The 23,960-nt window shown below is 48.6% G+C and carries 17 protein-coding genes and 4 tRNA genes; 11 read left to right on the top strand and 10 right to left on the bottom strand.

Going from position 1 to position 23,960, the window contains the following annotated elements; translation table 11 throughout:
- Positions 1-12: 12 nt before the first annotated feature.
- Together ACJJIZ_RS13150 and ACJJIZ_RS13145 are read right to left on the bottom strand one after the other, a co-directional pair.
- Positions 13-942 carry an electron transfer flavoprotein subunit alpha/FixB family protein gene (locus ACJJIZ_RS13150; protein WP_413665691.1) on the bottom strand — a complete coding sequence of 310 codons (930 nt, stop codon included), beginning with the start codon at positions 940-942 and terminating at the stop codon, positions 13-15.
- Positions 942-1,691 carry an electron transfer flavoprotein subunit beta/FixA family protein gene (locus tag ACJJIZ_RS13145; protein ID WP_282932702.1) on the bottom strand — a complete coding sequence of 250 codons (750 nt, stop codon included), beginning with the start codon at positions 1,689-1,691 and terminating at the stop codon, positions 942-944. Before ACJJIZ_RS13145 ends, ACJJIZ_RS13150 begins: the two co-directional genes overlap by 1 nt.
- A gap of 354 nt (positions 1,692-2,045) precedes the next feature.
- On the opposite strand from ACJJIZ_RS13145, the gene ACJJIZ_RS13140 reads away from it, so the two are divergent.
- Complete coding sequence (locus ACJJIZ_RS13140) at positions 2,046-3,683, top strand: electron transfer flavoprotein-ubiquinone oxidoreductase (protein WP_413665690.1); 1,638 nt, start codon at positions 2,046-2,048, stop codon at positions 3,681-3,683.
- 101 nt (positions 3,684-3,784) lie between these two features.
- Here the strand turns inward: ACJJIZ_RS13140 and ACJJIZ_RS13135 are convergent, their stop codons facing one another.
- The 5 genes from ACJJIZ_RS13135 to ACJJIZ_RS13115 form a co-directional block, all read right to left on the bottom strand.
- A complete protein-coding gene (locus ACJJIZ_RS13135; protein WP_444913695.1) occupies positions 3,785-6,505 on the bottom strand; it encodes a TonB-dependent receptor domain-containing protein in 2,721 nt (906 codons plus the stop codon).
- 122 nt (positions 6,506-6,627) lie between these two features.
- Positions 6,628-8,295, bottom strand: coding sequence for a beta-helix domain-containing protein (locus ACJJIZ_RS13130; RefSeq protein WP_444913694.1), 1,668 nt, complete (start codon positions 8,293-8,295; stop codon positions 6,628-6,630).
- Between the two features lie 591 nt (positions 8,296-8,886).
- Positions 8,887-9,441 (bottom strand): DUF1285 domain-containing protein, encoded by a 555-nt coding sequence (locus ACJJIZ_RS13125; RefSeq protein ID WP_444913693.1) that lies wholly within the window; start codon positions 9,439-9,441, stop codon positions 8,887-8,889.
- Positions 9,434-10,120, bottom strand: coding sequence for a TetR/AcrR family transcriptional regulator (locus tag ACJJIZ_RS13120; RefSeq protein ID WP_282932697.1), 687 nt, complete (start codon positions 10,118-10,120; stop codon positions 9,434-9,436). The genes ACJJIZ_RS13125 and ACJJIZ_RS13120 overlap by 8 nt, the downstream gene beginning before the upstream one ends.
- Positions 10,121-10,449: 329 nt before the next feature.
- The gene (locus ACJJIZ_RS13115) at positions 10,450-11,130 is read right to left on the bottom strand and encodes a hypothetical protein (RefSeq protein WP_413665686.1); all 681 of its coding nucleotides are present in this window, start codon (positions 11,128-11,130) and stop codon (positions 10,450-10,452) included.
- A 349-nt stretch (positions 11,131-11,479) separates the two neighbouring features.
- Between ACJJIZ_RS13115 and ACJJIZ_RS13110 the strand changes: the two genes are divergently transcribed.
- Together ACJJIZ_RS13110 and ACJJIZ_RS13105 are read left to right on the top strand one after the other, a co-directional pair.
- Complete coding sequence (locus tag ACJJIZ_RS13110) at positions 11,480-12,328, top strand: acyl-CoA thioesterase (RefSeq protein WP_282932695.1); 849 nt, start codon at positions 11,480-11,482, stop codon at positions 12,326-12,328.
- Positions 12,329-12,397: 69 nt separating this feature from the next.
- Positions 12,398-12,474: transfer RNA gene (locus ACJJIZ_RS13105), tRNA-Pro, on the top strand.
- Positions 12,475-12,909: 435 nt separating this feature from the next.
- On the opposite strand, the gene ACJJIZ_RS13100 is transcribed toward ACJJIZ_RS13105, so the two are convergent.
- A tRNA-Pro gene (locus ACJJIZ_RS13100) sits at positions 12,910-12,986 on the bottom strand.
- 1,121 nt (positions 12,987-14,107) lie between these two features.
- Between ACJJIZ_RS13100 and ACJJIZ_RS13095 the strand changes: the two genes are divergently transcribed.
- The 6 genes from ACJJIZ_RS13095 (at position 14,108) to ACJJIZ_RS13070 (ending at position 19,642) form a co-directional block, all read left to right on the top strand.
- Complete coding sequence (locus ACJJIZ_RS13095) at positions 14,108-14,977, top strand: polyadenylate binding domain-containing protein (RefSeq protein ID WP_444913692.1); 870 nt, start codon at positions 14,108-14,110, stop codon at positions 14,975-14,977.
- Between the two features lie 90 nt (positions 14,978-15,067).
- Positions 15,068-15,301: a hypothetical protein gene (locus tag ACJJIZ_RS13090; protein WP_282932693.1), complete on the top strand. Its 234-nt coding sequence runs from the start codon at positions 15,068-15,070 to the stop codon at positions 15,299-15,301.
- Positions 15,302-15,386: 85 nt separating this feature from the next.
- A complete protein-coding gene (locus ACJJIZ_RS13085) occupies positions 15,387-17,294 on the top strand; it encodes a S8 family peptidase (protein ID WP_444913691.1) in 1,908 nt (635 codons plus the stop codon).
- Between the two features lie 397 nt (positions 17,295-17,691).
- Positions 17,692-18,915, top strand: a complete 1,224-nt coding sequence (locus ACJJIZ_RS13080) for a hypothetical protein (protein WP_444913690.1) — start codon at positions 17,692-17,694, stop codon at positions 18,913-18,915.
- Positions 18,916-19,391: 476 nt separating this feature from the next.
- A tRNA-Cys gene (locus ACJJIZ_RS13075) sits at positions 19,392-19,465 on the top strand.
- Positions 19,466-19,555: 90 nt separating this feature from the next.
- Positions 19,556-19,642, top strand: a tRNA-Leu gene (locus tag ACJJIZ_RS13070).
- 335 nt (positions 19,643-19,977) lie between these two features.
- Here the strand turns inward: ACJJIZ_RS13070 and ACJJIZ_RS13065 are convergent.
- Complete coding sequence (locus tag ACJJIZ_RS13065; RefSeq protein ID WP_444913689.1) at positions 19,978-20,166, bottom strand: LexA family protein; 189 nt, start codon at positions 20,164-20,166, stop codon at positions 19,978-19,980.
- 988 nt (positions 20,167-21,154) lie between these two features.
- Here ACJJIZ_RS13065 and ACJJIZ_RS13060 point away from each other — a divergent pair.
- The gene (locus tag ACJJIZ_RS13060) at positions 21,155-21,982 is read left to right on the top strand and encodes a hypothetical protein (RefSeq protein ID WP_444913688.1); all 828 of its coding nucleotides are present in this window, start codon (positions 21,155-21,157) and stop codon (positions 21,980-21,982) included.
- 226 nt (positions 21,983-22,208) lie between these two features.
- On the opposite strand, the gene ACJJIZ_RS13055 is transcribed toward ACJJIZ_RS13060, so the two are convergent.
- On the bottom strand, positions 22,209-22,952 hold the full coding sequence (locus tag ACJJIZ_RS13055; protein WP_444913687.1) for a hypothetical protein: 744 nt from the start codon (positions 22,950-22,952) through the stop codon (positions 22,209-22,211).
- A 342-nt stretch (positions 22,953-23,294) separates the two neighbouring features.
- Here ACJJIZ_RS13055 and ACJJIZ_RS13050 point away from each other — a divergent pair, with 342 nt between their 5' ends.
- The gene (locus ACJJIZ_RS13050; RefSeq protein WP_444913686.1) at positions 23,295-23,957 is read left to right on the top strand and encodes a DNA-processing protein DprA; all 663 of its coding nucleotides are present in this window, start codon (positions 23,295-23,297) and stop codon (positions 23,955-23,957) included.
- The last annotated feature ends 3 nt before the right edge of the window (positions 23,958-23,960 follow it).

Below are 23,960 nucleotides of genomic sequence, written 5' to 3'. Positions count from 1 at the left end.
AGCAATCGGGCATTACAGCTTTGTTTCAAGCTCTGGTACAGCTTCAAACAGGTCAGCTACCAGGCCGTAGTCTGCAACGGAGAAGATCGGAGCTTCTTCGTCTTTATTGATGGCTACGATAACCTTGGAGTCTTTCATGCCTGCCAAGTGCTGGATTGCGCCGGAGATACCAACAGCAATGTACAGGTCTGGAGCAACAATCTTACCAGTTTGACCAACCTGCATATCGTTGGGTACGAAACCTGCGTCCACGGCTGCACGGGAGGCACCTACAGCAGCGCCCAGCTTGTCAGCCAGCTTGTACAGCATTTCGAAGTTTTCGCCGTTCTGCATACCGCGGCCACCAGAAATAACTACGCTCGCAGCGGTCAGTTCAGGACGATCGGATACAGCCAACTCTTCGCCGACAAAAGAGGAAACACCAGCGTCATCCGCGATATCTACAGACTCAACCGCTGCACTTCCACCTTCAGCCGCCACGGCGTCAAAGGCAGTGGTACGTACAGAGATTACCTTGATGGCATCGGAGCTCTGTACAGTGGCAATGACGTTACCCGCATAAATCGGGCGTTTGAAAGTATCTGCACTTTCAACAGCAACGATGTCGGAAATCGGCTGTACATCCAGCAGCGCAGCAGCGCGTGGCAGCATGTTCTTGCCGGTAGTAGTGGCTGGAGCCAGGATATGACCGTAGTCTTTACCCAAGTCCGCTACCAGCTTGGCAACGTTCTCAGCCAACTGGTGCTCGTAAGCGGCATTATCTGCCAGCAGTACCTTGGAAACGCCTTCAGCTTTAGCAGCAGCCTCCGCTACAGGGCCGCAGCCAGATCCAGCAACCAATACAGCAACATCACCACCAATAGCCTTGGCAGCAGCGATGGTGTTGAGCGTAGCGCCCTTCAGTTCGGCGTTGTCGTGTTCAGCAATAACCAGAATGCTCATCAGATTACCTTCGCCTCGTTTTTCAGTTTCTCTACCAGTTCAGCAACGTCAGCAACCTTAATGCCTGCTTGACGCTCAGCCGGCGGCTCAACTTTCAGGGTTTTGGTGCGGGGAGTAATATCAACGCCCAGCTCATCCGGGGTCGTGGTATCGAGAGGCTTACGCTTTGCCTTCATGATATTAGGCAGGGAGGCGTAACGCGGCTCATTCAGGCGCAGGTCAGTAGTAACAATGGCAGGCAGTTTCAGTTCAACAGTCTGCAGGCCGCCGTCAATTTCACGAGTTACCTTAACAGCGTCGCCTTCTACGGCAACTTCAGAGGCGAAGGTACCCTGCCCCATGCCAGTCAAAGCACCCAGCATCTGGCCGGTCTGGTTGTTATCGCCATCGATGGACTGCTTGCCCAGAATTACCATTTGAGGCTCTTCTTTCTCAACAATCGCTTTCAGGCATTTGGCTACTGCCAGAGGCTGCAGCTCAGCATCGGTCTCAACCAGGATACCGCGGTCGGCACCCAGGGCCAGTGCAGTGCGGATTTGCTCTTGGCATTGCTTGGAGCCCATGGAAACGGCGACTATCTCGCTGACAACGCCTTTTTCCTTCAAGCGCACCGCCTCTTCTACTGCGATTTCGCAGAAGGGGTTGATAGACATTTTGACGTTGGCTGTATCAACGTCAGAGCCGTCCGCCTTGGGGCGAACCTTGACGTTGTAGTCAACAACGCGTTTCACAGCTACAAGAACTTTCATGGAAATCCCGTCTCAAATATGCTTTTTAACAGCCGCGACTAATAATTCACGTCGCGAACGGATACGGTGTTCTGGTCAAACAAGTGTTTGAACGGCGTGTATGGTGGCGGTTCTATAGCGCAAAATCAATAGTCAAATGGAAGTCCCTCCTGCCATTCACAAAATCTATTTCCGGGAATAAGAACCGCCTATCCACCCCCAGTAAGCCGTTGAAATACAGCGCATTTGCCATAGCAAATGAATAGTCATGCAATTGGTAGGGTTGATTAAACGCCTATATAATCCGCCAGCAATATAAATGATAAGGCCGGATTGGCCGCAAAAAAGTTGAATACAACTGCTGAGGAGAGTGCCGTGGAACGCGAATCAATGGAATACGATGTAGTGATCGTGGGTGCCGGCCCCGCTGGATTGGCCGCGGCCTGTCGTATTCGTCAGCTCAATGAAGACGTCTCTGTGTGTGTCGTGGAGAAAGGCTCAGAAGTAGGAGCTCACATCCTATCCGGTGCTGTATTTGAGCCCACAGCCCTGAATGAACTCTTCCCCGACTGGAAAGAACGTGGAGCCCCCCTCAATACTGAGGTAAAAGGCGACGACATCTACGTCCTGCGCAGCGAAGAGAACTCTATAAAAGTCCCCAACATGTTTGTGCCCAGCACCATGCACAACGAGGGCAACTACATTATCAGTCTCGGCAACCTGTGCCGTTGGCTGGCAGAACAAGCCGAAAGCCTGGGAGTGGAAATCTTCCCTGGCTTCGCCGCTGCCGAAATTTTGTACAACGAAGATGGCTCTGTAAAAGGTATCGCTACCGGCGATATGGGCATCGGCATGAACGGAGAGCAGAAAGACTCTTACATGCCGGGCATGGAGCTGCATGCCAAATACACTCTCTTCGCTGAAGGTTGTCGCGGTCACCTGGGCAAGCAGCTGATCGAACGCTTTAAGCTAGACGAAGATGCCGACCCACAACACTACGGCATCGGTATTAAAGAGATTTGGAAAGTCCCTGCGGACAAACACCAGCAAGGCCTGGTTGTTCACACTGCTGGCTGGCCGCTGGAACAAAGCTCCACCCACGGTGGCGGCTTCCTTTACCACCTCGAAGACAACCAGGTTGTTGTCGGCTTGATTACTGACCTCGCCTATAGCAACCCCCATGTGAGTCCATTTGACGAGTTCCAGCGCTATAAACACCATCCGGTAATCAAGCAGTACCTGGAAGGTGGCGAGCGCGTCGCCTACGGTGCCCGCGCCATAGTAAAAGGTGGCCTTCAATCCCAGCCGAAAATGACTTTCCCTGGCGGCCTGCTGATCGGTGATAACGCCGGCACCCTGAACTTTGCCAAGATCAAGGGCAATCACACCGCGATGAAATCCGGCATGATCGCGGCTGAGTCTGTAGTTGAAGCCCTCGCCGCTGAGCGCAATAGCGAAGAGCTGACCGACTACACCACCAAGTATCGCGATAGCTGGGCCTGGAAAGAGCTGCACATGCAGCGCAACTTCGGCCCTGCCCAGCACAAATGGGGCAACATTCTGGGATCTGCCTATGCATTTGTGGATATCAATATCTTTAAAGGCAAGCTTCCCTGGACCCTGCGCGACACCAAGGCTGATCACGCCCAGCTCAAGCCTGCTGCTGACTGCGCAAAGATTGACTATCCGAAGCCCGACGGCGTACTCAGTTTTGACAAGCTATCTTCCGTGTTTATTTCCAATACTAACCACGAAGAAGACCAGCCTTGCCACCTGACCCTGAAGGACCCAGAAGTTCCGCTGAGTCACAACCTGCCGATTTACGATGAACCCGCGCAGCGCTACTGCCCTGCCGGTGTTTATGAGGTTATTGAAGACACCAACGGTAAGCGCTTCCAGATCAACGCTCAAAACTGCGTACACTGTAAGACCTGTGACATTAAGGACCCAACCCAAAATATTGTCTGGGTAACCCCTGAAGGTGCCGGCGGCCCCAATTATCCAAATATGTAATTGGGTCTACACATAAAAAATGGCGCCGATGGCGCCATTTTTTATTGCTTGAGAACGCATATTTTCGTGCACTTAATCCAAGGCACAGCCAGCTAGCCTCCCTAGAACTTGTACTGCGCGCTCAATGCGAAAGTCTGCCCAATCTCCTCCTCAAAAACGGTGACACCCTGCCTCTCAATTTCAATGGCCTCACCCAAAAGGTTCTGTACTTTAGCCTTCACCGTCACCTCATCAGTTGGATACCAGAAGTAAGTCAAATCGAGAGAGTGGAATGGCTGCTCAAATGAATCGGGATGAGGGTCTCGCCCTGCTTTGTAAAGGCGCTCACCAAATACGTTGTAAACCAAGCTGGCAGAATGGTTCCCGTCCGGGCTATCAAAGCCGAGCAGCATATTAACCACATAATCAGATGCCCCTGTCATTTCGCGGACTGCATTAGTCGGTGCATCAGCCTCATCACCGGCAACAATTTCCGAGTCTTGAAGCGTAATATTGCCCTGCAGGAAGAAGCTATCCATTGGGTCAGAGATAAAGCCAAGGCTTTTCATACCCTCTATTTCTATACCGGTAATCTCACCAGACTCAGCATTTATAATCTCTCGCGCAACATTGTCATCACTTGAGGCAGCTTCAAAAAACTCAATAGGATTAACAATATCCTTATAGAAAGCCGAAATAGTCAGGCTATCGCCGCTATCAAAAAACCACTCTGCGCGAATATCGTAGTTGTCGATCTCCGACGGCCGAACACTCGAATTCCCCCTGATCTGATCATCCGTGTGCGGATCTATATAAATAGCGTCGGTAATTTCACGCAAGTCGGGCCGAACAGCGGTCTTGGATGCACCAAATCTCAACTGGAAGGTTTCCGCCCAGAATGACCCCATATAGGTCAAGGATAGCGAGGGATAAATATCGTCATCCGTATATACCGCTTCAGCCAACTCTTCAGGGTCATTCGTAATCTGCGGCTCACTTTGCGAGAAACTATAGGGGTTCCACTCTAAAGCAGCTTGACTATAGTCCTCCCATCGGGCCCCAGCTGAAATACGCCAGGTTTCCTCAAGAGTCCAATCGAATTTACCGTAGATCGCATCTGTCGAAGTAGCGGCCAAATAACTTTGCTTGTTACTGCCAGACTTGGCAAAAACAAAGTTATTTTCATCGTTAGTGATATTGGTATCGCTAAACACATCACTCAAAGGGTCATCAAGTATTGAGGGGTCAGCCACACTGAAGATATCCAATCCAAATTCAGTTTGCTTATAGGAGCGTCCCTTCTCAATTCGAGCAAACCCACCACTCAACTCCAACGAAGACGAGGAAAACTCAACGGGCAATGTTGCGGACCAACCGTAGTTTCGGACCTCATCCTCCAGCTCGGTAAATCGAAAACTCGCACTCCGCGAAGCAATATCCACCGTTGAGTTAATAACCTCTCCGGTTTCAGGGTCAGTTTCGGTGTTAGCAATCACCTCAACCTGATTGGGGATATCTGTCATCGCCGTTGAATCGGAGTAGAACCAGTCAACCACCAAATCCTCAGGCACCCAACTTAGGGAGCTGACGGACAGCAGGCCTTTTGTTTCTGGACCAAGAGAGTGACTTCCCTTTATTTGATGAAGCACCAGCCCCCGCTCTTCATACTTCAGGTCATAATTTCTCGATCCAGCGCCATCAGACAATAGACGATTTGAGTCAAAGTAATCCCTGATTGAAGTCTCATCGTCCGTATTCCTCAAATACAAACTGACACTCTCAACCGAATGCTCGTCCGCAAAACGTATACCTAGGTTTAAATTTCCACTGATATCTACGGAGTAAGTAGACTCGGTTCGACGGTCAACCTGCTCCTGTGGGTTACCGTAGTCACGAATAGTGCGCTCACTCTCCCTCCACTTACTCTTGTAGGAGGCTCCAGCCAGGAAACCGAACTCCCAATCGTCCCCGTAGTAGAAGCGATTCCCTACACTAGCCTTGTAGTCTTGGTCAGGATCGCTAGATTCCTCTTTAATAGAAATATCACGATTCAAGCTTAGGGCGAGTTCCCTATTTAGCGCTTGAGCCGCCTTTTCCGCTTCCTGGTTACTTGAATACTCATTCCCCTCAGCAATCAAGGTATCACGGATATCCGCAACTGAAATATTACCCTTGAAGCGTTGCAGTGCCGCAGATATCTCACCCGGCATCGCCCTGGTACCATCATCAGCACCCCAAATATCATCATCTCCACCGCTGTAGCTGAGCACATCACCATTGACTTCACTATTGGTGCCCGTACCAACTTCAATAGCGTAAGTCAGATCATCAGGTATCCCTTTGGTGCGGATATCGACATTACCACCTCCAAACGAGGCAGACTTATCAACTGAGTAGCTCTTCTGTACCGCTAGCGATTCCACGATAGAGGTCGGGAATAGATCTAGTGGGATGACATTTCTGGTCAGATCCGGGGATGGCACCGTCGAACCATTGAGAGTTGTACTTGAATACCGCTCACCCAAGCCCCTTACGTAAACGAACTTGTCACTTACCAGGGATAATCCGGATACTCGTCGCAGCGCTGCGGCTACGGTAGAGTCCCCCACCCTGCTGATCATCTCAGCCCCGAGGATATCCGTAACTACCTCCTCCTCCAGGCGCTCGCTGATTAGGACTTCAGCAGAGTCCTTCAGCCGCCCCTGGACTACAACCTCTTCAATCCCAGGAGTGGCACTATCAACCAGTTCAGCATCCTGTGCATACACTCCAACTGCAAATGTGGAGCCCGCAGCTACCGCCAAAACAAGCGGCGCCCTTTGAAATCTTTCGCACTTAACCATCTCTCAGGCCTCTTTTCATTCCTAAGAATCACGGTCTTAAATCAAATAAGGCGCCGACTCCATCAGCGAAGGCGGCGCCTTAATTGATTGGGATTAGCATCCCCAACCGCTACCTCGATCTATTACTCAAACCAGAGAGGTTGAGCGCGATCACCCTGGTGAAGACCGTAAGTCCAACCCTGAGTCCAATCGGTACCATCCTGCTCAAGCGCACCCAAATAGGCACGACCCAGTTCGGCAGAAACCGTAGGTGCAACGCCATCGATCACTTGAGCAGATGCATCAACAGTGAACATTGCAGGGGAACCGCCGAGCAAAACAAAGTCAGTATCGGCATTAGAGGTTGGATTAACTTCACCGGAGATAGTGGCAAATTGGTTACCGCTATCCACAGCCCAAGTCTCAACATTGAAGCTGTCTTCATCGGTTTTAGTGCGATCTTCACAGGCGAAAATGTTGGAAGTCAGAGCCACCTCAGTCCCAGCAGATGCTTCGCCGCGAGTTTGAGAGCTCTCAATACGCAGGCAGTAGTTATCGCCGGCCACGCCAGTCTCATCAGCAAAGAAGGAGGCCACAACTATAGAATTAGTGATCATTGGATAAATACCCTCACGCAGGCGCCAGCCTGCACCGGGGTCATGAGTACCCTCTTCTTGAGCGGAAACAATACAGGTCAGCCCGTCAATTACTGGTCGACTGTTGAGACCCTGGCTGATCAAGGTGGAATAATCAGCTCCATCACTATATGAACCGATGCCATCGGCCTCTATACAGTGATTGCCGTCAGTCTCACTTTGAATCACCAAAGCATTGGTAATACTTCCACGATAACCTTCATCAATATCAATGGAGTCATCGCGAACGTAGAGTGCAACATAATTTTCGACATCTACAGCGCCACCGAAGAACTCGATACCGTCATCGTAAGTTGAGTATGTTTGAAGGTTACGGATCGTTGTGCCATTACCTACAGCATCAAAAGCAATTCCGTTCAACTCATCACCACTAGCAACTTCTGCGCCTGTGTGTTTGACAACAACGTACAAAAGCTCTCCCGAGTTATCGGCATTGTTGTCACCGCCGTAGTAGGAGGTATTGTCATCAGTGGATCCTTCAGCAGCTACGTGACACTCGCCATCAAGAGTCAGATCACCACCACCAATAGAACCTGTATATTGGCATTTGTTCGTTACACCAAAGCCATTAATAACCATTCCACCCCACTGTGAAACATCCTCCGGACCTACAGTGCCAAGAACATCAGTTTCTGACGTAAAAGTGATGGGAGCTGTTTCTGTACCGCGAGCAAAGACTTGCGATCCACGGTTTACAACCATAAATGCTGAATTATCTTTAAAAGCGATAGTGGCGCCCGCCTCAATTTCCAGTTTTACGCCGTCACCACCCTCAGAAATACCGGCTGCTGCTAGGTCAGAATCGCTGGAGTAACTTTCTCCAACAAACAAACTGCCGCTAAAGACATGAGCTCCATTGCTATCCAGCGCAGTGAGATATAAATCTTCAGTTAATGGGTTTGCAGCAGAAACAAAATCAGTTGTGTAATAGCAGTTACCACCGCTAAATTCACCTTGTACACTTGAACTTTCTATAGTGGCACATGGATTTTCATCAGTGGAACCTCCGCCAGGATTTGTCACTGAATTATCTACCGAGTTGTCCACCGAGTTATCTACTGTTTCCGGCTCGATACTCACACCGCCACCGTCACAACCCGCTAATAGCGCAGCAATCGCAGCTGCCAGTAAGAGCTTATTCTGTACTCGCTTCATGTTTCCCCCTATAGGAATTTCAATCCAAAACTTCAATTGCTTCAACTCCGCCATTTTTAAAAAAAATAAATGACAACAACCAAGCAAATAAAAACTATATTTTTTGTTTCGCCGTAGCGATTTGGACGGAGGGAAGTTTAGAAATGCACTGTTGCGGATTTGTTACTTATTTAGATATTTCCGTAAATTATCGAATTAATATTTTATTTCTTTCAGAACAAATACACTTATATTTCCATAAGATTTCAAACACTATTTTTTTAATAGAAATGAAATACACCAACACCACAAATAAATAGTACGGACATGTATATTCCCGGGCTATTTTCCAGACTCAAGCAAGCACCGGCACAATCAAGTATAAATTCCATAGTGGTAATCAAAATACAGGAGCGATAGTGGCATCCACTAAATAGTTTGATACTAAAGATTTTAATAAGGAAAGTTCGTCGAGAGAGTAAAGTTAGATGCTATAGAGTCAAGCAAATACTTTCTAAACTCGAACAGTGAAGAGCAAGGCTATGAATTAAAGCCCCAGCTACAAATCAGCGCTGAGGCGCGAGGAATCCGCCAGCAGGAACCGGGAGCTATCTAATTGCAAGAACCCAGCAGGAAATCTTTTCCGTCACTTTGCACAAAAAGCTTATCGGTATCGCGACCCCCTTCAAGCGCCCAGTCTGCCAACTGGTAAAAAACATCACGGGAAACGCGAGCCTGTAACCCCCCTCGAATCTCCAGGTAGGGGACTGGCTGCGGCGGAGCACCAAAGTCTCTCAGTTGCCACTGCCCCTCTTCCGACAGCTCAACAACGTCGCCCACATTTGTGGTGAAAAGTAGCTGTTGATGAGTACTCCCGGGGTTGCGGGCCACCTGAGTGATCACAAATGGAACATCCTCCACTGTGATTCGCAGCTTTTCGACAGGGGTGACAAGGAAGTATTCATCCCCCTCACGCTTCAAAATGCTGGCAAACAGTTTCACAAGAGGGTGACGACGAATCTCTGTTCCCTCGTGGATCCAACGGCCATCAGGTTTGATGACCATATCCATGTCCCCACAAAGCTCTGGGTTCCACCTTTCTACAGGTGGATGCCCATGAAATTCAGCCTGTAATTTTTGCAGCTGCTGGAACAGGGGCTCAGCCAAGGGCGGACCCCGCAGAATCGCTGTGATGGCTTGTCTGGCTTCCCTCTGGCGTTTTGCGAGAGGACATATCACCGATATGCACACCCACATCCATAATAAACTCCATCAAACCTTCCCTGTCCTCTATTACATTGGCAAAAGACTTGGAGTGATAAAGCTCTACCGCCCCTTGCACAAGCGCCCAGTATGTTGAGTAATAGAAGTATGCAGGAACGTTCTTCAGCATGCCCTGCTCCATACGGCGCTCAAAGACCCGATTGAGAGAGGTGGCATTGGAATTACGAATATTGTGGAGCTCCGCAATCATTTCTGGAGCCAGGTTCAACGCGATAATCTTCTCCTCCAGGCGCTGGAAGAGTCTATCTTTGCCAGGATCGGCCATACGAGATTCAAAATAGGCGCGGGCTGGAGCGGTGATATCACCTTGCTCGGCCAAGGCTACAGCAGTCTTGAGACGTTCAGCGAGGGATTTTTCATAATCCATCAGCAAACGCATGTAGATTTCTGTCTTGGAAATGAAGTGCTTGTAAATCGTGCCCTTACCGATATCCACACGCTCGGCAATCTGTTCGACTGTGACTTTCTCTTCACCGTGCTCCAACAGAAGCTCCAGAGCCGCATCCAGGATACGCTGCTCCCGCGCGCGGAACCGCTGAACCTTCTCTTTTGCCTTATCCATACTTCCGACCTTCTTTGCCCGTAAAAATGGGGACTGAAATTGACTATTCATTCATGAATGATAGGCAATTCAAGTCGGTTGGAAAAGTAAATCGGGGAATTAGACTGCCTAATATTAAAAATATTAGGCCATTCTGCTCAAAATTTACTCAAAATGAGCCAATTTTAAGCTGAGAGCAGACCTTTTATTTTAGCATGTGGTGACGCTTGGCGAGCCCAAGCATTGCACATAACACATAAAATTCGACGATTGAGTGATTGCGGGGTAGTCCATTACCCCAATACTTCCGAATGAAATCAAGAACTACACCAGAACACAAGAAGCCACTATTAAACGGACTTCAGCTTTAGCTCCAACAGAGGCGCGACTACATCGTTGTCCTGCGTGCGAATCCAGAGCATTTCCTCCTCTGAGTAGAGCTCTGCAACAATCGCATTAGCTAATTCACAATCATGAGAAATCAAATGCTGCGCCAACCACTCTGCAGCAAAGGTACGTTTTTTACCGAGCGTACCCTGTGAACGCTTGTACAGGTTTTTTACTGCCTTGCGCGCATATTCCACTGAGGCGATTCCCGGAGTCGCTTCAACCATTTTGCGATGCAACTTTTTGCTTTTCTGTTCGATGATATAAGGAAGCACTTGGCCAGAAACATAGTCGTGGGCGACCGATCCTTTACAGGGACAGCTATACGACTTCCTGTTTTCGTAGATTTTTTTTAGAGCATTGAGGTGATTATTGGTCTTGTATGCGGATCGGGCCGCCAAACCAGCGTAACCAATGGACAATGCTGTTCCAGCAACAACCAAACCAATACCCGTCGCAGAAGTCGCAGCCGCTGCACCGGTAGCCAGGCCGGTTAGAGTGGCACCTGTAGCCGTCTGTGCACCCCACACCCCATAATAAGCAGCGGAGCCAACCCCTCCAGCCACAGCCTTTGCGGTACGGTGCCGACTGACAACCTTGCCGAAATTCAGTGGTGGACGTATATCAATATTGTTGTGTGGCACCAGTGGTATCTCCTACTTCTCTTATTCAATCTCTGTTGGATAGCTGCAAACGAATTAGTCCAACTGTCCCAACAACTATTGGCGCTTTATACCACAAAAATAAGTAAGAATTCGACAAGTCGCAATAGTCAATAGCACAGAGTTTCAACTTGACTGAGAAAATCAGTAGCTAGTGTATGGAAAAGAGCTGGATAGCTATACGAAGTGGCACCTGTGACCAAAATGAGCCTAGCGTTCAAAATATGAATGGGGTTAAAGGGATTTGCTGTTATTATCCTTTTGATTAAGAGCGCAAAGCTCCCCATCTACAAACTCTGTTAAGTGGAATAGGTAACGGGCAAAATCCCTTATGTTGGAAAAATTAGGTAAGTTATTGGATGTTGAAGAGCTGGATCGAAATCTCTTCCGCAGTCGTCATCACGTTGAAAATTATCGTAAAGTGCTTTTTGGCGGGCAAGTTCTGGGCCAGGCACTGATGGCAGCAACTCGTACCGTTGAGCATCGCCTACCCCACTCCCTGCACGCCTACTTCCTCCGCCCTGGCTCTAGCGAGCTGCCGGTGATCTACGAAGTAGACCCAATCCGCGATGGCGGTAGCTTTACCACTCGTCGCGTAGTCGCCAAACAGCGCGGGCGCGCGATCTTCAATATGTCCGCCTCCTTCCAAATTCGGGAACCCGGATTTGACCATCAGGCCGACCTGCCTTGTGTCGAGATTCCCTCCCCTGAGAGCCTGAAAAACACCCAGGAGCTGGCCCTGGAAGCCGGATTGGTTAGCCCGCAGTACGATCAGCGGCGCTATATGATCGATTTTCGTCCGGTAGACCCACAAAGCTACTTTGGCGCTGAAACTCGCGAAGCCAAGTGCATGTTCTGGCTGCGGGCAGAGGGCGAGATGTCGGACGACCCGATGGAGCACCGAGCAGCACTTTGCTATGCATCCGATATGGGACTCCTGGGTACCTCCCTACAACCGCACGACATATCCTTATTCGACCCCCAATTGATGCCCGCGAGCGTTGACCACGCGATGTGGTTCCACCGCGATTTCCGCCTGGATCAATGGCTTCTCTATGTAACGGATAGCCCTTCGGCAACCGGTGCCAGAGGCTTTACCCGCGGCCAGATTTTCACCCGCGACGGAACGCTGGTAGCGTCTACCTGCCAAGAGGGACTGATTCGACAAATAAAAAATTAAATCAGTGGTTTACAGCAGAAAAATTGCTGCTATAGTGCCGCCCCTTCGCAAATGATGCGAAACAAAAAACGGTGAGTAGCGCAGCCTGGTAGCGCACTTCGTTCGGGACGAAGGGGTCGGAGGTTCGAATCCTCTCTCACCGACCAGATTTTCAAAGCCCGCTTTTAGCGGGCTTTTTTGTGCCTGAACTCTTTAGCTTGAGCTGACGATAAGCCGTTCAGATTGCCCCTTACTTTCCCTCAGCACATCGCACCTGGAAAAAGTGCAAGCAACTCCTACTTGCACCTTGTTGGGGCCCCACCTTAGAGCCACTTGCTATTCAACTTCGTCAAATTAGGGGCTAATGCGGAAGCAAACTACAAAAGTCAGATGCGATGGGGGCAAATAAAGAATTGGTTTCAGAAATACCGACGAGGCTTTGAGTATGGCTGGCTTAACTATTTACGCCGATAAACAACTAAGAGATTGCACCCTCAAGGCAGCTGTGTAATTACCCATGTAAACCTTTAGAGTAAAAGCTCTACCAGGAATGAAATCATAAACACAAAAAAGCCCGCTAAAGCGGGCTTTTTCTTTTTGTATGGTCGGTGAGAGAGGATTCGAACCTCCGACCCCTTCGTCCCGAACGAAGTGCGCTACCAGGCTGCGCTACTCACCGAGGCCGCGAATACTACTCATCCATTTTTCAAAGATCAAGTAATTTTTGGCGCGAATGTCATCATGAGTCATTTTGACGACACAACCGATCTTTGAGTTGTCCTCAAAGGCAGTCTAATCCGCATTATAGCTGGACCTCCTCGGCTCCAAGCGCCTCTTTCTACACTGGAGATTCAAGCTTTACGGTTGCTAGTAATTGCCCCAATCTCCGACATATCCATTTAGTCTGCCAACTAACAACCAATCCCTTACTCGTCCTGGGGTCGAACACTTTCCACCGATTTAGCCACTCTCTGAAACCCTCTTCACGTATACGGCAAACTGTGGTCGCCAAAGAAATACCGATATTATTTCTATCCACTTTCTTGTATTTACGTATCTTCAACGACTATCAAGTACTTTTAGTTTTGAGTGCACACGTATAAAAAATGCAAAGCTCTCCACAGAGGATGCAAGAGTTTGGAGCAGAAAAAACCAAGAAGGGCATACAGTGCGAGGCAATAGCAAATTACATTGAAAAGCTGCTAGATATCGTTTTTTGATATTTTGAGTAAGTAGATCTTTACATAAAAGCGAACTGACAAGCTCGTTAAGCTGCTTTTCCAAGACATCGATATAAACAGTTACCTTTAAATTCCAGTTCGCTATTTACGGATATTTCTACAAGTGCCGCTATTTTTCACCGGGCACCCGAGGGGATTTTCCCCGAGCCCTAACACCAATACAAGGGAGCAGCACCCTGCACGCCACAAGAATATTAACCACTCATTTAAGTAGAAAATCCCGAGTAAGACTTTATTTTTTAAAAAATATTCCTTTTGGGAAAATTACAGAATTTTAAGAAAAATGGTGACTACAATTGCGCCCCCATTACCTTTTTGTTTCCCGCTCCATTTTTTTTCAAACTTTCCCTGTGCTTCTGAAAAGCTTCTCTATACTCAGATCAGCCGGCTGAGTGTCCGTCGCAAGATGCAACAACTCGAAAGCTCATTACCGATTTATTATCAGCAGGCTGATCCTAAAAACGGGGCTCTATCAAGCTCCAAAATTCTCACCCGTAAACCATGAAATAACCTGGGCGATAGCCCCCTATCGTCATTGGTCTACTCGAGGAGTACGTTCATGTACCAACCATATGCATATGCTCAAGGGATCTTTGGACAACCACAAAACTATGCCGTACCTCCGATTAATCCGGTCGTCGGACTCACTCCCCCCCAGCCATACCTACCGCTTCAACAGTTAGCACCACAAGGATTGCTGGGAGAGTTTATTAGCCGTGCAGCCCCGGTAGTTGGTGGCATTGTCGGTGGACCACAAGGTCAATTGATCAATGCACTCGGCGGATTGGGCCAAGTACTGCCCTTCCAGGCCGCACCGCAGCTTCCACAACAGTTAGCACCCCACATTCCTCAGCAGCTTGCTCCACAAATTCCACCTCAGTTCGCTCATCAGTTTGCCCCCCAAAACTATCTCAGCGAATTGATAAACCGCGCGGCCCCAGTTTTGGCCAATTACATCAATAACCCTCAGGCACAGCTAATCAATGCAGCCGCCCAACTAGGGCAGCTCTTACCCTATCAAGCCGCTCCGCAACTGCCACCGCAAGGTCTCCTCGGTGAGTTGATTAGTCGTGCCGCACCTGCTCTTGGCAACTACATTGGCGTACCTCAACAAGGTCAACTCCTTAACAACTTGGCGCGCCTCAACCACCTGCTGCCCTACCAGGCCGCACCGCAATTCACGCCACACCTCGTTCCTCAGACCTACATCGGCCAACCGGTAAATCAACTGGCACCTGTGGCTCCGGAGCAGTATGGATCGGTTCCCCCGCAGGCTTTTGCACCACTGAGCCAACCGGTGCCATTCCAGGCTTTCCCGCAACCACCTCAGCAACCCCTCCAGAATTTGAGTGGCATCGGGCAGCCACTGCCCTATCAGGCAATGCCGCAATCCAACTCAGCCTTTCAGCAACAGGCTTATCTGCACTAAAAATGCAAAAAAAGGGGCTTCACGCCCCTTTTCCTGGGGGTGGGTTCGACCCTGCCCTATTTTGGATGGCGCAGTCACAATGAGAAGAAAATGAAGAAGTTTGAGCAATATGTAGCCGTACCAAATCGTAAGGTATCAGCTAGCACTCTGGAGCTAGAGGAGCTGGTGAAGGAAGCTTCAAATTGCCCCGATGTTAAGGACGTTACTTTGCGCAAAAGCAACGTCACCCTTGTGGCTACACCCGATGCCGTCGACGACCTAAGAAAGAAATTGAGAGGCAAAGTAATTATTGATCCGGATCAACCTGTCCACCCTCTCAATTGAGACTGAAACCCACTCGATTCACCACTTTCAGACGTTTCACACGCGTACTAAATCAGTACCGCACTGAAAGCGAAGGAACATGAACATGACTGAATCCCGACAAGAAAAGGCCGCAGGAGAACCTTCGGTCGAGGTTGCAGAGAAAGTCGAGCTACTTATTTCACCCCGCCGCAGCCTGATGGCTAAATCCATGGGCGTGCAGCCATTGAGCTCGGGCTCAATGCACCATGTGATTTCCACTATTGCCAGGCAGGCAGGTTGTGAGGTGCTTCGTGAAATACGCCCCGGCAGAAAACTAAAAACGCTGTCTTCCGCCGATGAGGCCACCAACATTTACAAAGTCCGTATGGATGTGGATGCTGCTGCGGCACTTTACCAGACCACTCCACCAAACGTCGCCGTTGAACTGGACTCACTTCTCTCTTACGGGCAAGCGAGTTATTCGCCGACCTTTTCCGCAGTTTTTGCACAGCAACCCGGACTATTGCGTGAATACCATGTCCAGGCGCAGCAGGTGCACTTCCGCGTTATCGGCGCAAAAGGTGAGCCCATACGCGACGCTCAAATAATTGTTGAAAGCGCGGGCTTTCCCCAGGAGGGGGTCACTAACAATAAAGGGGAGGTTGCGCTCAGTATTTTTGCGCAAAGCGGCGGCGCTCAAGTGAAATCACTTCTGATCCGTCCCGCCAAAGATTTCTGGAACAAATATATTCGCAGCCCCTCCCTATCGCTCACCGGTGTGAACCTGGTGAAACTCCAACCTCTGAGCGAGGCCATACCCAACTTCCCCAATGATGCCTCCTATGGCTGGGGGCAAAAGTACATGGGCCTGGACCAGCTACCCGATGAATACACAGGCAAAGGTATCAAAATCGCAATCATCGATTCCGGTGCGGACAATAAGCACCCAATACTGAGCCATTTAAAGAATGGTATCGATGTCACCAATAATTACGATACCGATAGCTGGGTAGAAGATATCGTCGGCCATGGAACTCACTGTGCGGGAATTATTACAGGCCAACCCTCTGGCTCCGAAGCAATACGCGGATTTGCTCCTGAAGCCGAAGTCTATGTATTCAAAGTTTTCCCCGGCGGGCAATTTAGTAGCTTGATTGATGCGCTCTCACATTGCATAGAGCTCGGCGTTGATGTGGTGAATATGAGCCTGGGCAGCTCTGATTCATCAGAGGCTGTTGAGCAGCAAATCGAGGAAGCGGTCCAACATGGTATCGCCTGTATAGTTGCCGCAGGCAACAATGGCGGGGCAGTCCAGTATCCAGCCAGATCCCCAAATGCTATGGCTGTAGGCGCTCTTGGAATGCTCAATGAGTTCCCCAAAGATTCCTGGGAAGCGCAAACAGTAATACCCTCAACAGCATCAGCCGACGGTCTATTTGTTCCTAGGTTTAGCGCTTTCGGCCAGGAAATTTCTGTTGCCGCACCTGGTGTGGGTATCGTTTCGTCTGTGCCTGACAAAGGCTTCGATGTTCAGTCAGGTACATCAATGGCCGCGCCGCATATTACCGGTTTGGCAGCTCTACTACTTGCCCACCATCCATTATTTAAAGGTGCGCTCCGGCAGAAAGATGTATCCAGAGTGACCGCCTTATTCCAACTGATCCAATCCTTGGCCGCACCAATGCCCCTCGGGGCAGAGAGAGTTGGCGCAGGTGTTCCCAAGCTTTTCGGTATCAACTCCGCTTTTGAGTCCGCTAAAGAGCAAGCAAGGGCCGCGGGTACTCATGCCGCAACCGCGCAAGGCCCCTCCCCAGCCACTCCATACTCTGGATTTACCATGAGTCCGTTACAGGGCTACCCCCCTCAAGCTACACCCAGTTGGCAGGGGCAGTTTGTGCCGGGAGGTTATTACCCTTCCGAAATAGCCGCGGTTAACCCCCAGCAACCAATGGTAAGCAGTTTTCCAGATGGATTTGCCCTGAGCGCCTACGGTATGCAGTTCGTTGATCCCCGTGCAATCAGATATTGGTAGCTCTGTCGCCATCGTTAGTTAGACTGCAAAAGACCTTTCTAGACCGCAGCTATGCTGCGGTCTTGTCCTTCGTAGCATTCAATTCCCACTTAGACAGCATGCCTGCCCGCTAACCCAGCCCTCTCAAAAGGTGCTTGTGACGGCCCACCCACATCTATCTTCTTGTTTACTCATACGGGAGATGCTTATTAGTATGTACTGCCATATGATAACGACTTTGTAAGTGTATTCTTTTTAAATGGCACATATCTGAAAACCAATCCAATGAAACCTGACGGCACAAAACTGTCACCTCATACTGGCTAGCTTGTGACCAGTTTGCTTGAAGGTGACACAAGGGCACCTGTAGGCTTAGATACTGTCGAAACGACTAATTGTTGGATTTCCCGCTGAAGAAATGATGCTTAAACGATTACTAACACTGCCGCTATTACTCGCCACTCTATCCCCTGCTGTTCAGGCTTATGAGATTCTTTACAGTGCAGAGATCTCGCCCAACTCCAAACTGGCTGAGGTGGAAATGGCACTCAGCGGTGATGATATGCCAAGTAAGCTCGTTCTCAACTTGCGCTCTGGCCGCTATCAGGACCTGGAAAGTGACACCCCTCTAAAGATCGAGGGCGACAAAGCAACCTGGCAACCCGAAGGGAAGAACCCCGTCCTCAAGTACCGCTTTGTCATAGATAACCAGCGTAGCAACGGTGGCTACGACTCACGGATCACCAAAGACTGGGCAATTCTCCGCAGCGATAAATTGATTGCACCGGTATCGGCAACCAGCCGTGGCCGCTCTACCGCCCGCCTTAAGCTGGAACTTCCTGACCAATGGTATGCGGCCCTACCCTACCCTGAGATCGAAGATAACCTATACGAGTTATCTGACCCCAAGCGTAAGTTTGTAAGACCCAAGGGCTGGATGATTGTAGGGAAAATTGGCAGTCGACAGGATATGATTGCCGGCACTGAAACCCGTGTTGCAGGCCCTAAAAATGAGAATATTCGGCGGCAAGACATCCTGGCCTTCCTAAATTGGAACCTGCCAGAGCTCAAGAAGATCTTCCCCCTCTTCCCTGATCATCTATTGATCGTAACCGCTGACGACCCCATGTGGCGCGGCGGACTGTCGGGGACACGCTCTCTATATATGCATGCTGATCGACCATTGATCAGCGGCAACCGCACCAGCAGCATGATCCACGAGTTAGTTCATGTGGGCACGGGAATTCACGGCGACGATGAGAGCGATTGGATTGTAGAGGGACTGGCTGAGTTTTACTCCCTGGAGATTTTAAGGCGAACTGGTGGCATCAGTGAAACCCGCTATCAGGAGGCAATGAATAAACTGATCAAATGGGGTAAGAAGGCTCCTTCACTATTAGTCGAACGCTCGTCCGGCCCCATTACCGCCCGTGCGGCCGGGGTAATGCAGCAACTGGATAAAGAGATTCGCGAGGCCAGCAATGGCAAGGCAAGTATTGATGACGTCGCACGAGAACTGGCTCGAACACGCGGTGAAGTGACTCTGGAAAGGTTTAGATCCCTGTCTGAGAAAGCAGCCGGTAGACCCGTGGATGCATTAGCCACAGAAAACCTGACAGACCCGGACGAAAGGCTCCAATAAATAGCAGACAAAAAAAAGCCCTGACGACGGGGGGGGAGAGCGTCAGGGCCAAGACCATTAGGAGTGAAACTTGGAGGATTTCATCCTTGCTTCCGGGTGGCAGCCATGTGAGCCACCCTACCAGCATTACTAAACACGTTGGGGGAGATGTGTTAGCCAGATAAAGACAGTATCGAACACAGGTCACAGATTGCCAGCACACCTGAAGATTAATTTAGAACAAATGGAAATAGGTTCTTGAGCACCAGCGCTAAAAGTTATTACAGCCCTCCCCCACCATCAGAAGGTAACTTTTCCTACTTTTTTTCACTTGTTTGCAACATTGATGAAAACAATGCTTGACTAATCCTCTAGAGTCCCTAAAATGGCGCCCACTTACACAGCGAAACGCACGTAAGTATAAGAAAACGCTAGGATTTTTCAGATTTATCAGATAGAATTCGCAGCGTTCTTTTCCGCCAAAGGCGGATAAAAAAGGCTAGGTGGCAGAGTGGTCATGCAGCGGACTGCAACTCCGTGTACGCCGGTTCGATTCCGACCCTAGCCTCCATTTTCCTCTTCATTGCAATATCCTGTTGAATGCAATGAAAGTGAGAATGAAGGGCAAGCATTAAACATCGCCCTCTCTCGCAAAGGATCTGCCCGGGTGGTGGAATTGGTAGACACAGGAGACTTAAAATCTCCCGGCTTCACGGCCGTGCCGGTTCAAGTCCGGCCCCGGGCACCAATCAGATCCTTGAAATCAATAAGCTACATACCTTTTGGTGCAAATTTGATGCACTGATTTTTACCTCCCTCAAACGATAAAAATCTAGTTAAATTTTTTTCCTGAGCGAAGAAAATAGAGCTTCCCTACCCCTGGCACTGACAGCACCTGAACTGGGCGATGATACCGCACCGACGCTTTAACCACCCCTTCAACTAGCAGCTCCTGCCCTTCCCATACCGGTATCGGCTTGTATTTGTTATTGGTGGACAACAGCCGGCCTCGCTAAAGATCTAAGATTTTACATATTAGCTGACCATCCAAAGCGACCACCACAACGTCACTATTCATAGGTGTCAGTGAGCGATCGACAGGTCAAAGATGCCCACCGCCTGCATAGAGTCACCATTAGCCCTAGCCATAAATGTCGCGGGAGCATTAGTTATTAAATGCTCATCAAGACTTAGCGGTTGCCCTTTATGGTCATCTGCCGGCGAGGGAAAGCCGCAGCTAATTCCACTGCTGTATAGAGAGAGTAGTTTCATGGTTAAGGGTATACTGTATTTTTATGCAGTATACGGAGCGCGTTGCGAGCGGCCCCCTGCGCCTTTACAAAACACCACCTCAACAGCTCGCGAAGCTGCTCCTGCCTCTCAGCAAGAGCATTCAGCTCATCCACCAAAGAGCTAACTACCCCATCCAGATTGCTGGCTTGCACTTAAAGAATGTCCCTAATTTTTGGATCAGCGGTATCAGCAGTCATATGTATCGTGTCCAGGTAGGCTTTAATCTCAGCTTGAGTCTCTATAAATGCCATTGCAATCAACTCCTTCTTTCCGTTGGGTACAGGCCATCGTACAGCGTTTGCCCATAATGCAAGTGTGTCCTAAGGGCCCCTTTATACCCTGTTATTGAGCAAATCCAGTAAATTGCCATGCAATAACAAACTTGGCCCCATCTCCGCCTTGGACTCATCCCGTAACACATAGTCAACCCATCAAATTTCTGTATATACATACAACACTCCTGCTTTACCCCTTTCTAGGAATTGCCCTTCCAGTCATCAAATTGTGATCCACCTAGCTTATCTGCTCAAATTAGCCTGGCAGATAATAATATCGAGACTAGCAGGAAAAGCCATTTCTGAACGAGCAATACACCTGCATTTATAAGGATTTATTCCTAATTAACAGAATATTGGCGATATATTGTAAATATGAAGCATTTGAAACAATCATCTAGAGATTAGGGAAACTCACAGCACCATTGACCGAAATTTCAACTATGAAGCTCTGCAATCTTTGATGTATATGTTTTTTGGGTGGGTACACACTAGTACAAATTGAAGGGGGCGCTCGTAAGCCGGAATTAAAGATAGCAGTCCAATAAACATGGACATTATTGGCCCGGAAACATCAGCACATAACTACCAAGTGCATACGATTCCTTTAGAAGCAATACAATCTAGACATCAGCCTGCGAATCGATCACTATCCCAACCAAAATACCAAGGGATAAAAGGCACCAGGAGTTATGGCCGCAGAAAGAAAATTAACAGACCTAAAACGCTTTTGGTATGCATTAGGTGCACCTATAGCCAGCTGCCTCATCGCCTCAATAGTAATAATATTTAACTCGGATTTACAGTGGGACTTCAGCCATAAAGGATTCAATGACTTTCATCAGATATTTCGCATACCGCTAGCTATTTTAGCCTTGGCACTTCCAATTGTAGCTCTCGTGGCCACGATCCATCGGTCCGCACAACTTTCTGAAACCTTGAAGAGGGCGGAGATTCAGAATACTTTTGCGAATTACTATACACATAGAAAAGAGTTTCTTGAGCTACTTAAACAGCTCGAGGTTGACCATGGCATCAGCTTTTCTGGTCGAGCAGGCCTGTATGCAAAAATTTTTCCCAACAATAACAACCAATCTTTAGAGACCGTTTCAACTGGAAAAAATCAAGAGGAATCATTACTATTTGAGCTTGCCAGGAAATTTTTGCGCGCAAAAGAAATCACCAAGCATAGCAAAGTTACTAACGAGAAAGTAAATGCCTTCTATTTAAACACATACAATCTTTCAAACGAACTACATTTCACGGTAGTAGATGGTAAAGGTAGAGGCTGTGAACTTGATTTCGTGGGAAATCCTGAACCTTTGAAAATTCAACTTGCTTACGAAGAGAATAACCCCTTCAAGCACCTGTATATAGTCGGTTCAGTTTTGGAGGCGCTACGTGATTTTGGCCATATTGAAAGCCCTAGAACTTTTACATTTCCAAATATAAATTCGGTATTCTCAAGTCTAGCCAGCCAAAAATTCAAGAATCAGACGGCTAGGCATGAGCATGAATAAAGAATGCAAGAGAACTAAACCTTTAGCTTGTCTACTATTCCAAGAGGGCTAGCAGCTGGGTCGACGCCTCCGGTGAGAACTTCAGCCCACACTTCTCCACTATTGCCATGAAGCGCTGCACGTAGATGGCATGGGCAAGCTCATAGACTGGCATCAGCTAGCCCTCCGGAGAATAAACACCACTCCCGACTTTAGCTTTAACCTAGAATTACAGCTAGGAAAACTACTAACACAACGTTATCCACTTCCCGTCCTTGGCACCTGCCCCTCCCTGGACCAAAGCACGATAGGTCCACCTCACACCTTGACGGTACCCAAACACATAAGCTCTGCTGGTACCGGCGTAGCTAAATGAATAACCATCAGCATCAGTATCAGTATCAGTATCAGTATCACCACTAATTGGTGACATAGATAGTCTACGTGATCGACCAGTAGAGCCCATTTTTTTCAGCGCATTTGCTTCCGCGTTTGTTCTATCACCAGGAGTACGTCCTTCTCTCCTTGCTGGTTTGTTTGCAATATGTAAAACAACGTCATCAGTTACAGTAAAACGACAACCAGACAGCTGTGTTGTCATAAAATAATCAACTGTATTTAATCTCTCATACCTATAACGATGAGCAGCAGTCACATGTCCATCTAGCCAAGGCAACCAAATAACGCTCTGTACGCTGCCCTCAACTGCATCGTCAGGGGGCGAATCTACTTTCGTAAACGTGTAACAACCAGTTGCCTCCCTCGCATAAATCAATTTCGGTCGGTAGCCATCCACTTTACTGTCAAGCTGAGTATGGGATAACTTATAAAGCATTGTTAAATTTCCAAGTGTATTATCACCATCAGCATGAGCTTTCATTCTTTCCCAAAAGCACATATCTCCAGCCTCCAATTTACTTAAAATAAAAGTTAGCCTCCTCGACGACACACCATCAAATACTGGATAAAAAGAAAGCAAGATTCGATCCACACAAAGACCTAAAAAAGATTAGACCAGCAGATAAGTTCTGCACAATATTTTAATTTCCGGAGTGGTAGAACTTAAAAATTCACCCTTATAACCCAAAAAATCTTGAGATTTCCACATCACTTGCAGCTTAAGTTTTCAAATAAAAATTATCAAAAGTCAAGAAAGATGGGATTTTTATATAGCCTTAAGAGGAGACCTGATCCAGTATTGAAACAATAGACTGACTTACAGTGACTAACAAAAAAACTAGCCCTTGATAGCTATCTTTATTCAAACCGTATTGACTTGCACACTCTTTGCGAATGTAGTTTTAATATTATCTCTCTTCAAAACGGTTTCATATTGGAAATAGTTGAGATCCAACGTGACAACCCAGCGTACCCAATCGGCCTGGAAAATGCCCCCAATCCGCCAGCAAAGCTGTACGCTCGCGGTAATGTCAGCCTCCTTAGTCGACCTGGCGTTGCGATAGTAGGATCCCGGGATACATCACCAAACGGCCTAGAGATCGCGAGAAGAATCGCCGGCTATGTTGTATCGAAAGGTAATATTGTCATAAGTGGGCTTTCCCTTGGGATAGATGCTGCCGCCCATGAGGGCGCTTTGGCGGCCAGGGGTGACGCTATCGCTGTACTTGCCCATGGCCTACATACTGCAAATCCCCGAGCAAACTATAAGCTGGCGATGAGGATACTTGAGGCTGGCGGCGTCTGGGTATCAGAACACCCTGAAGGTGTAGCACCTCAAAGGCATTTCTTTGTAGCTAGAAACAGAATTCAGGTGGGGCTTTCTCAACCTTCAGCCATTGTCGAGTCAGCCACATCAAGCGGAACGATGAAGCACGCTGACTTTTGCCTGCAAGAACGACACCGCCTATTTGCTGTAGCTCCTCACAATCCTGAAAATTCATTGGGCCTTAACTGCCAAGGCCCGATTAAACTCATCAATGATGGTAAAGCTACAGCTCTAAGAACCAAGGCTGACTACGACCTCTTAGAGCTGTAAGGC

Source organism: Microbulbifer maximicatervae (SeqCode) (assembly GCF_052467225.1).
The sequence above is the reverse complement of the archived record's forward strand: the minus strand, read 5'-3'. Positions and strand labels throughout refer to the sequence as shown.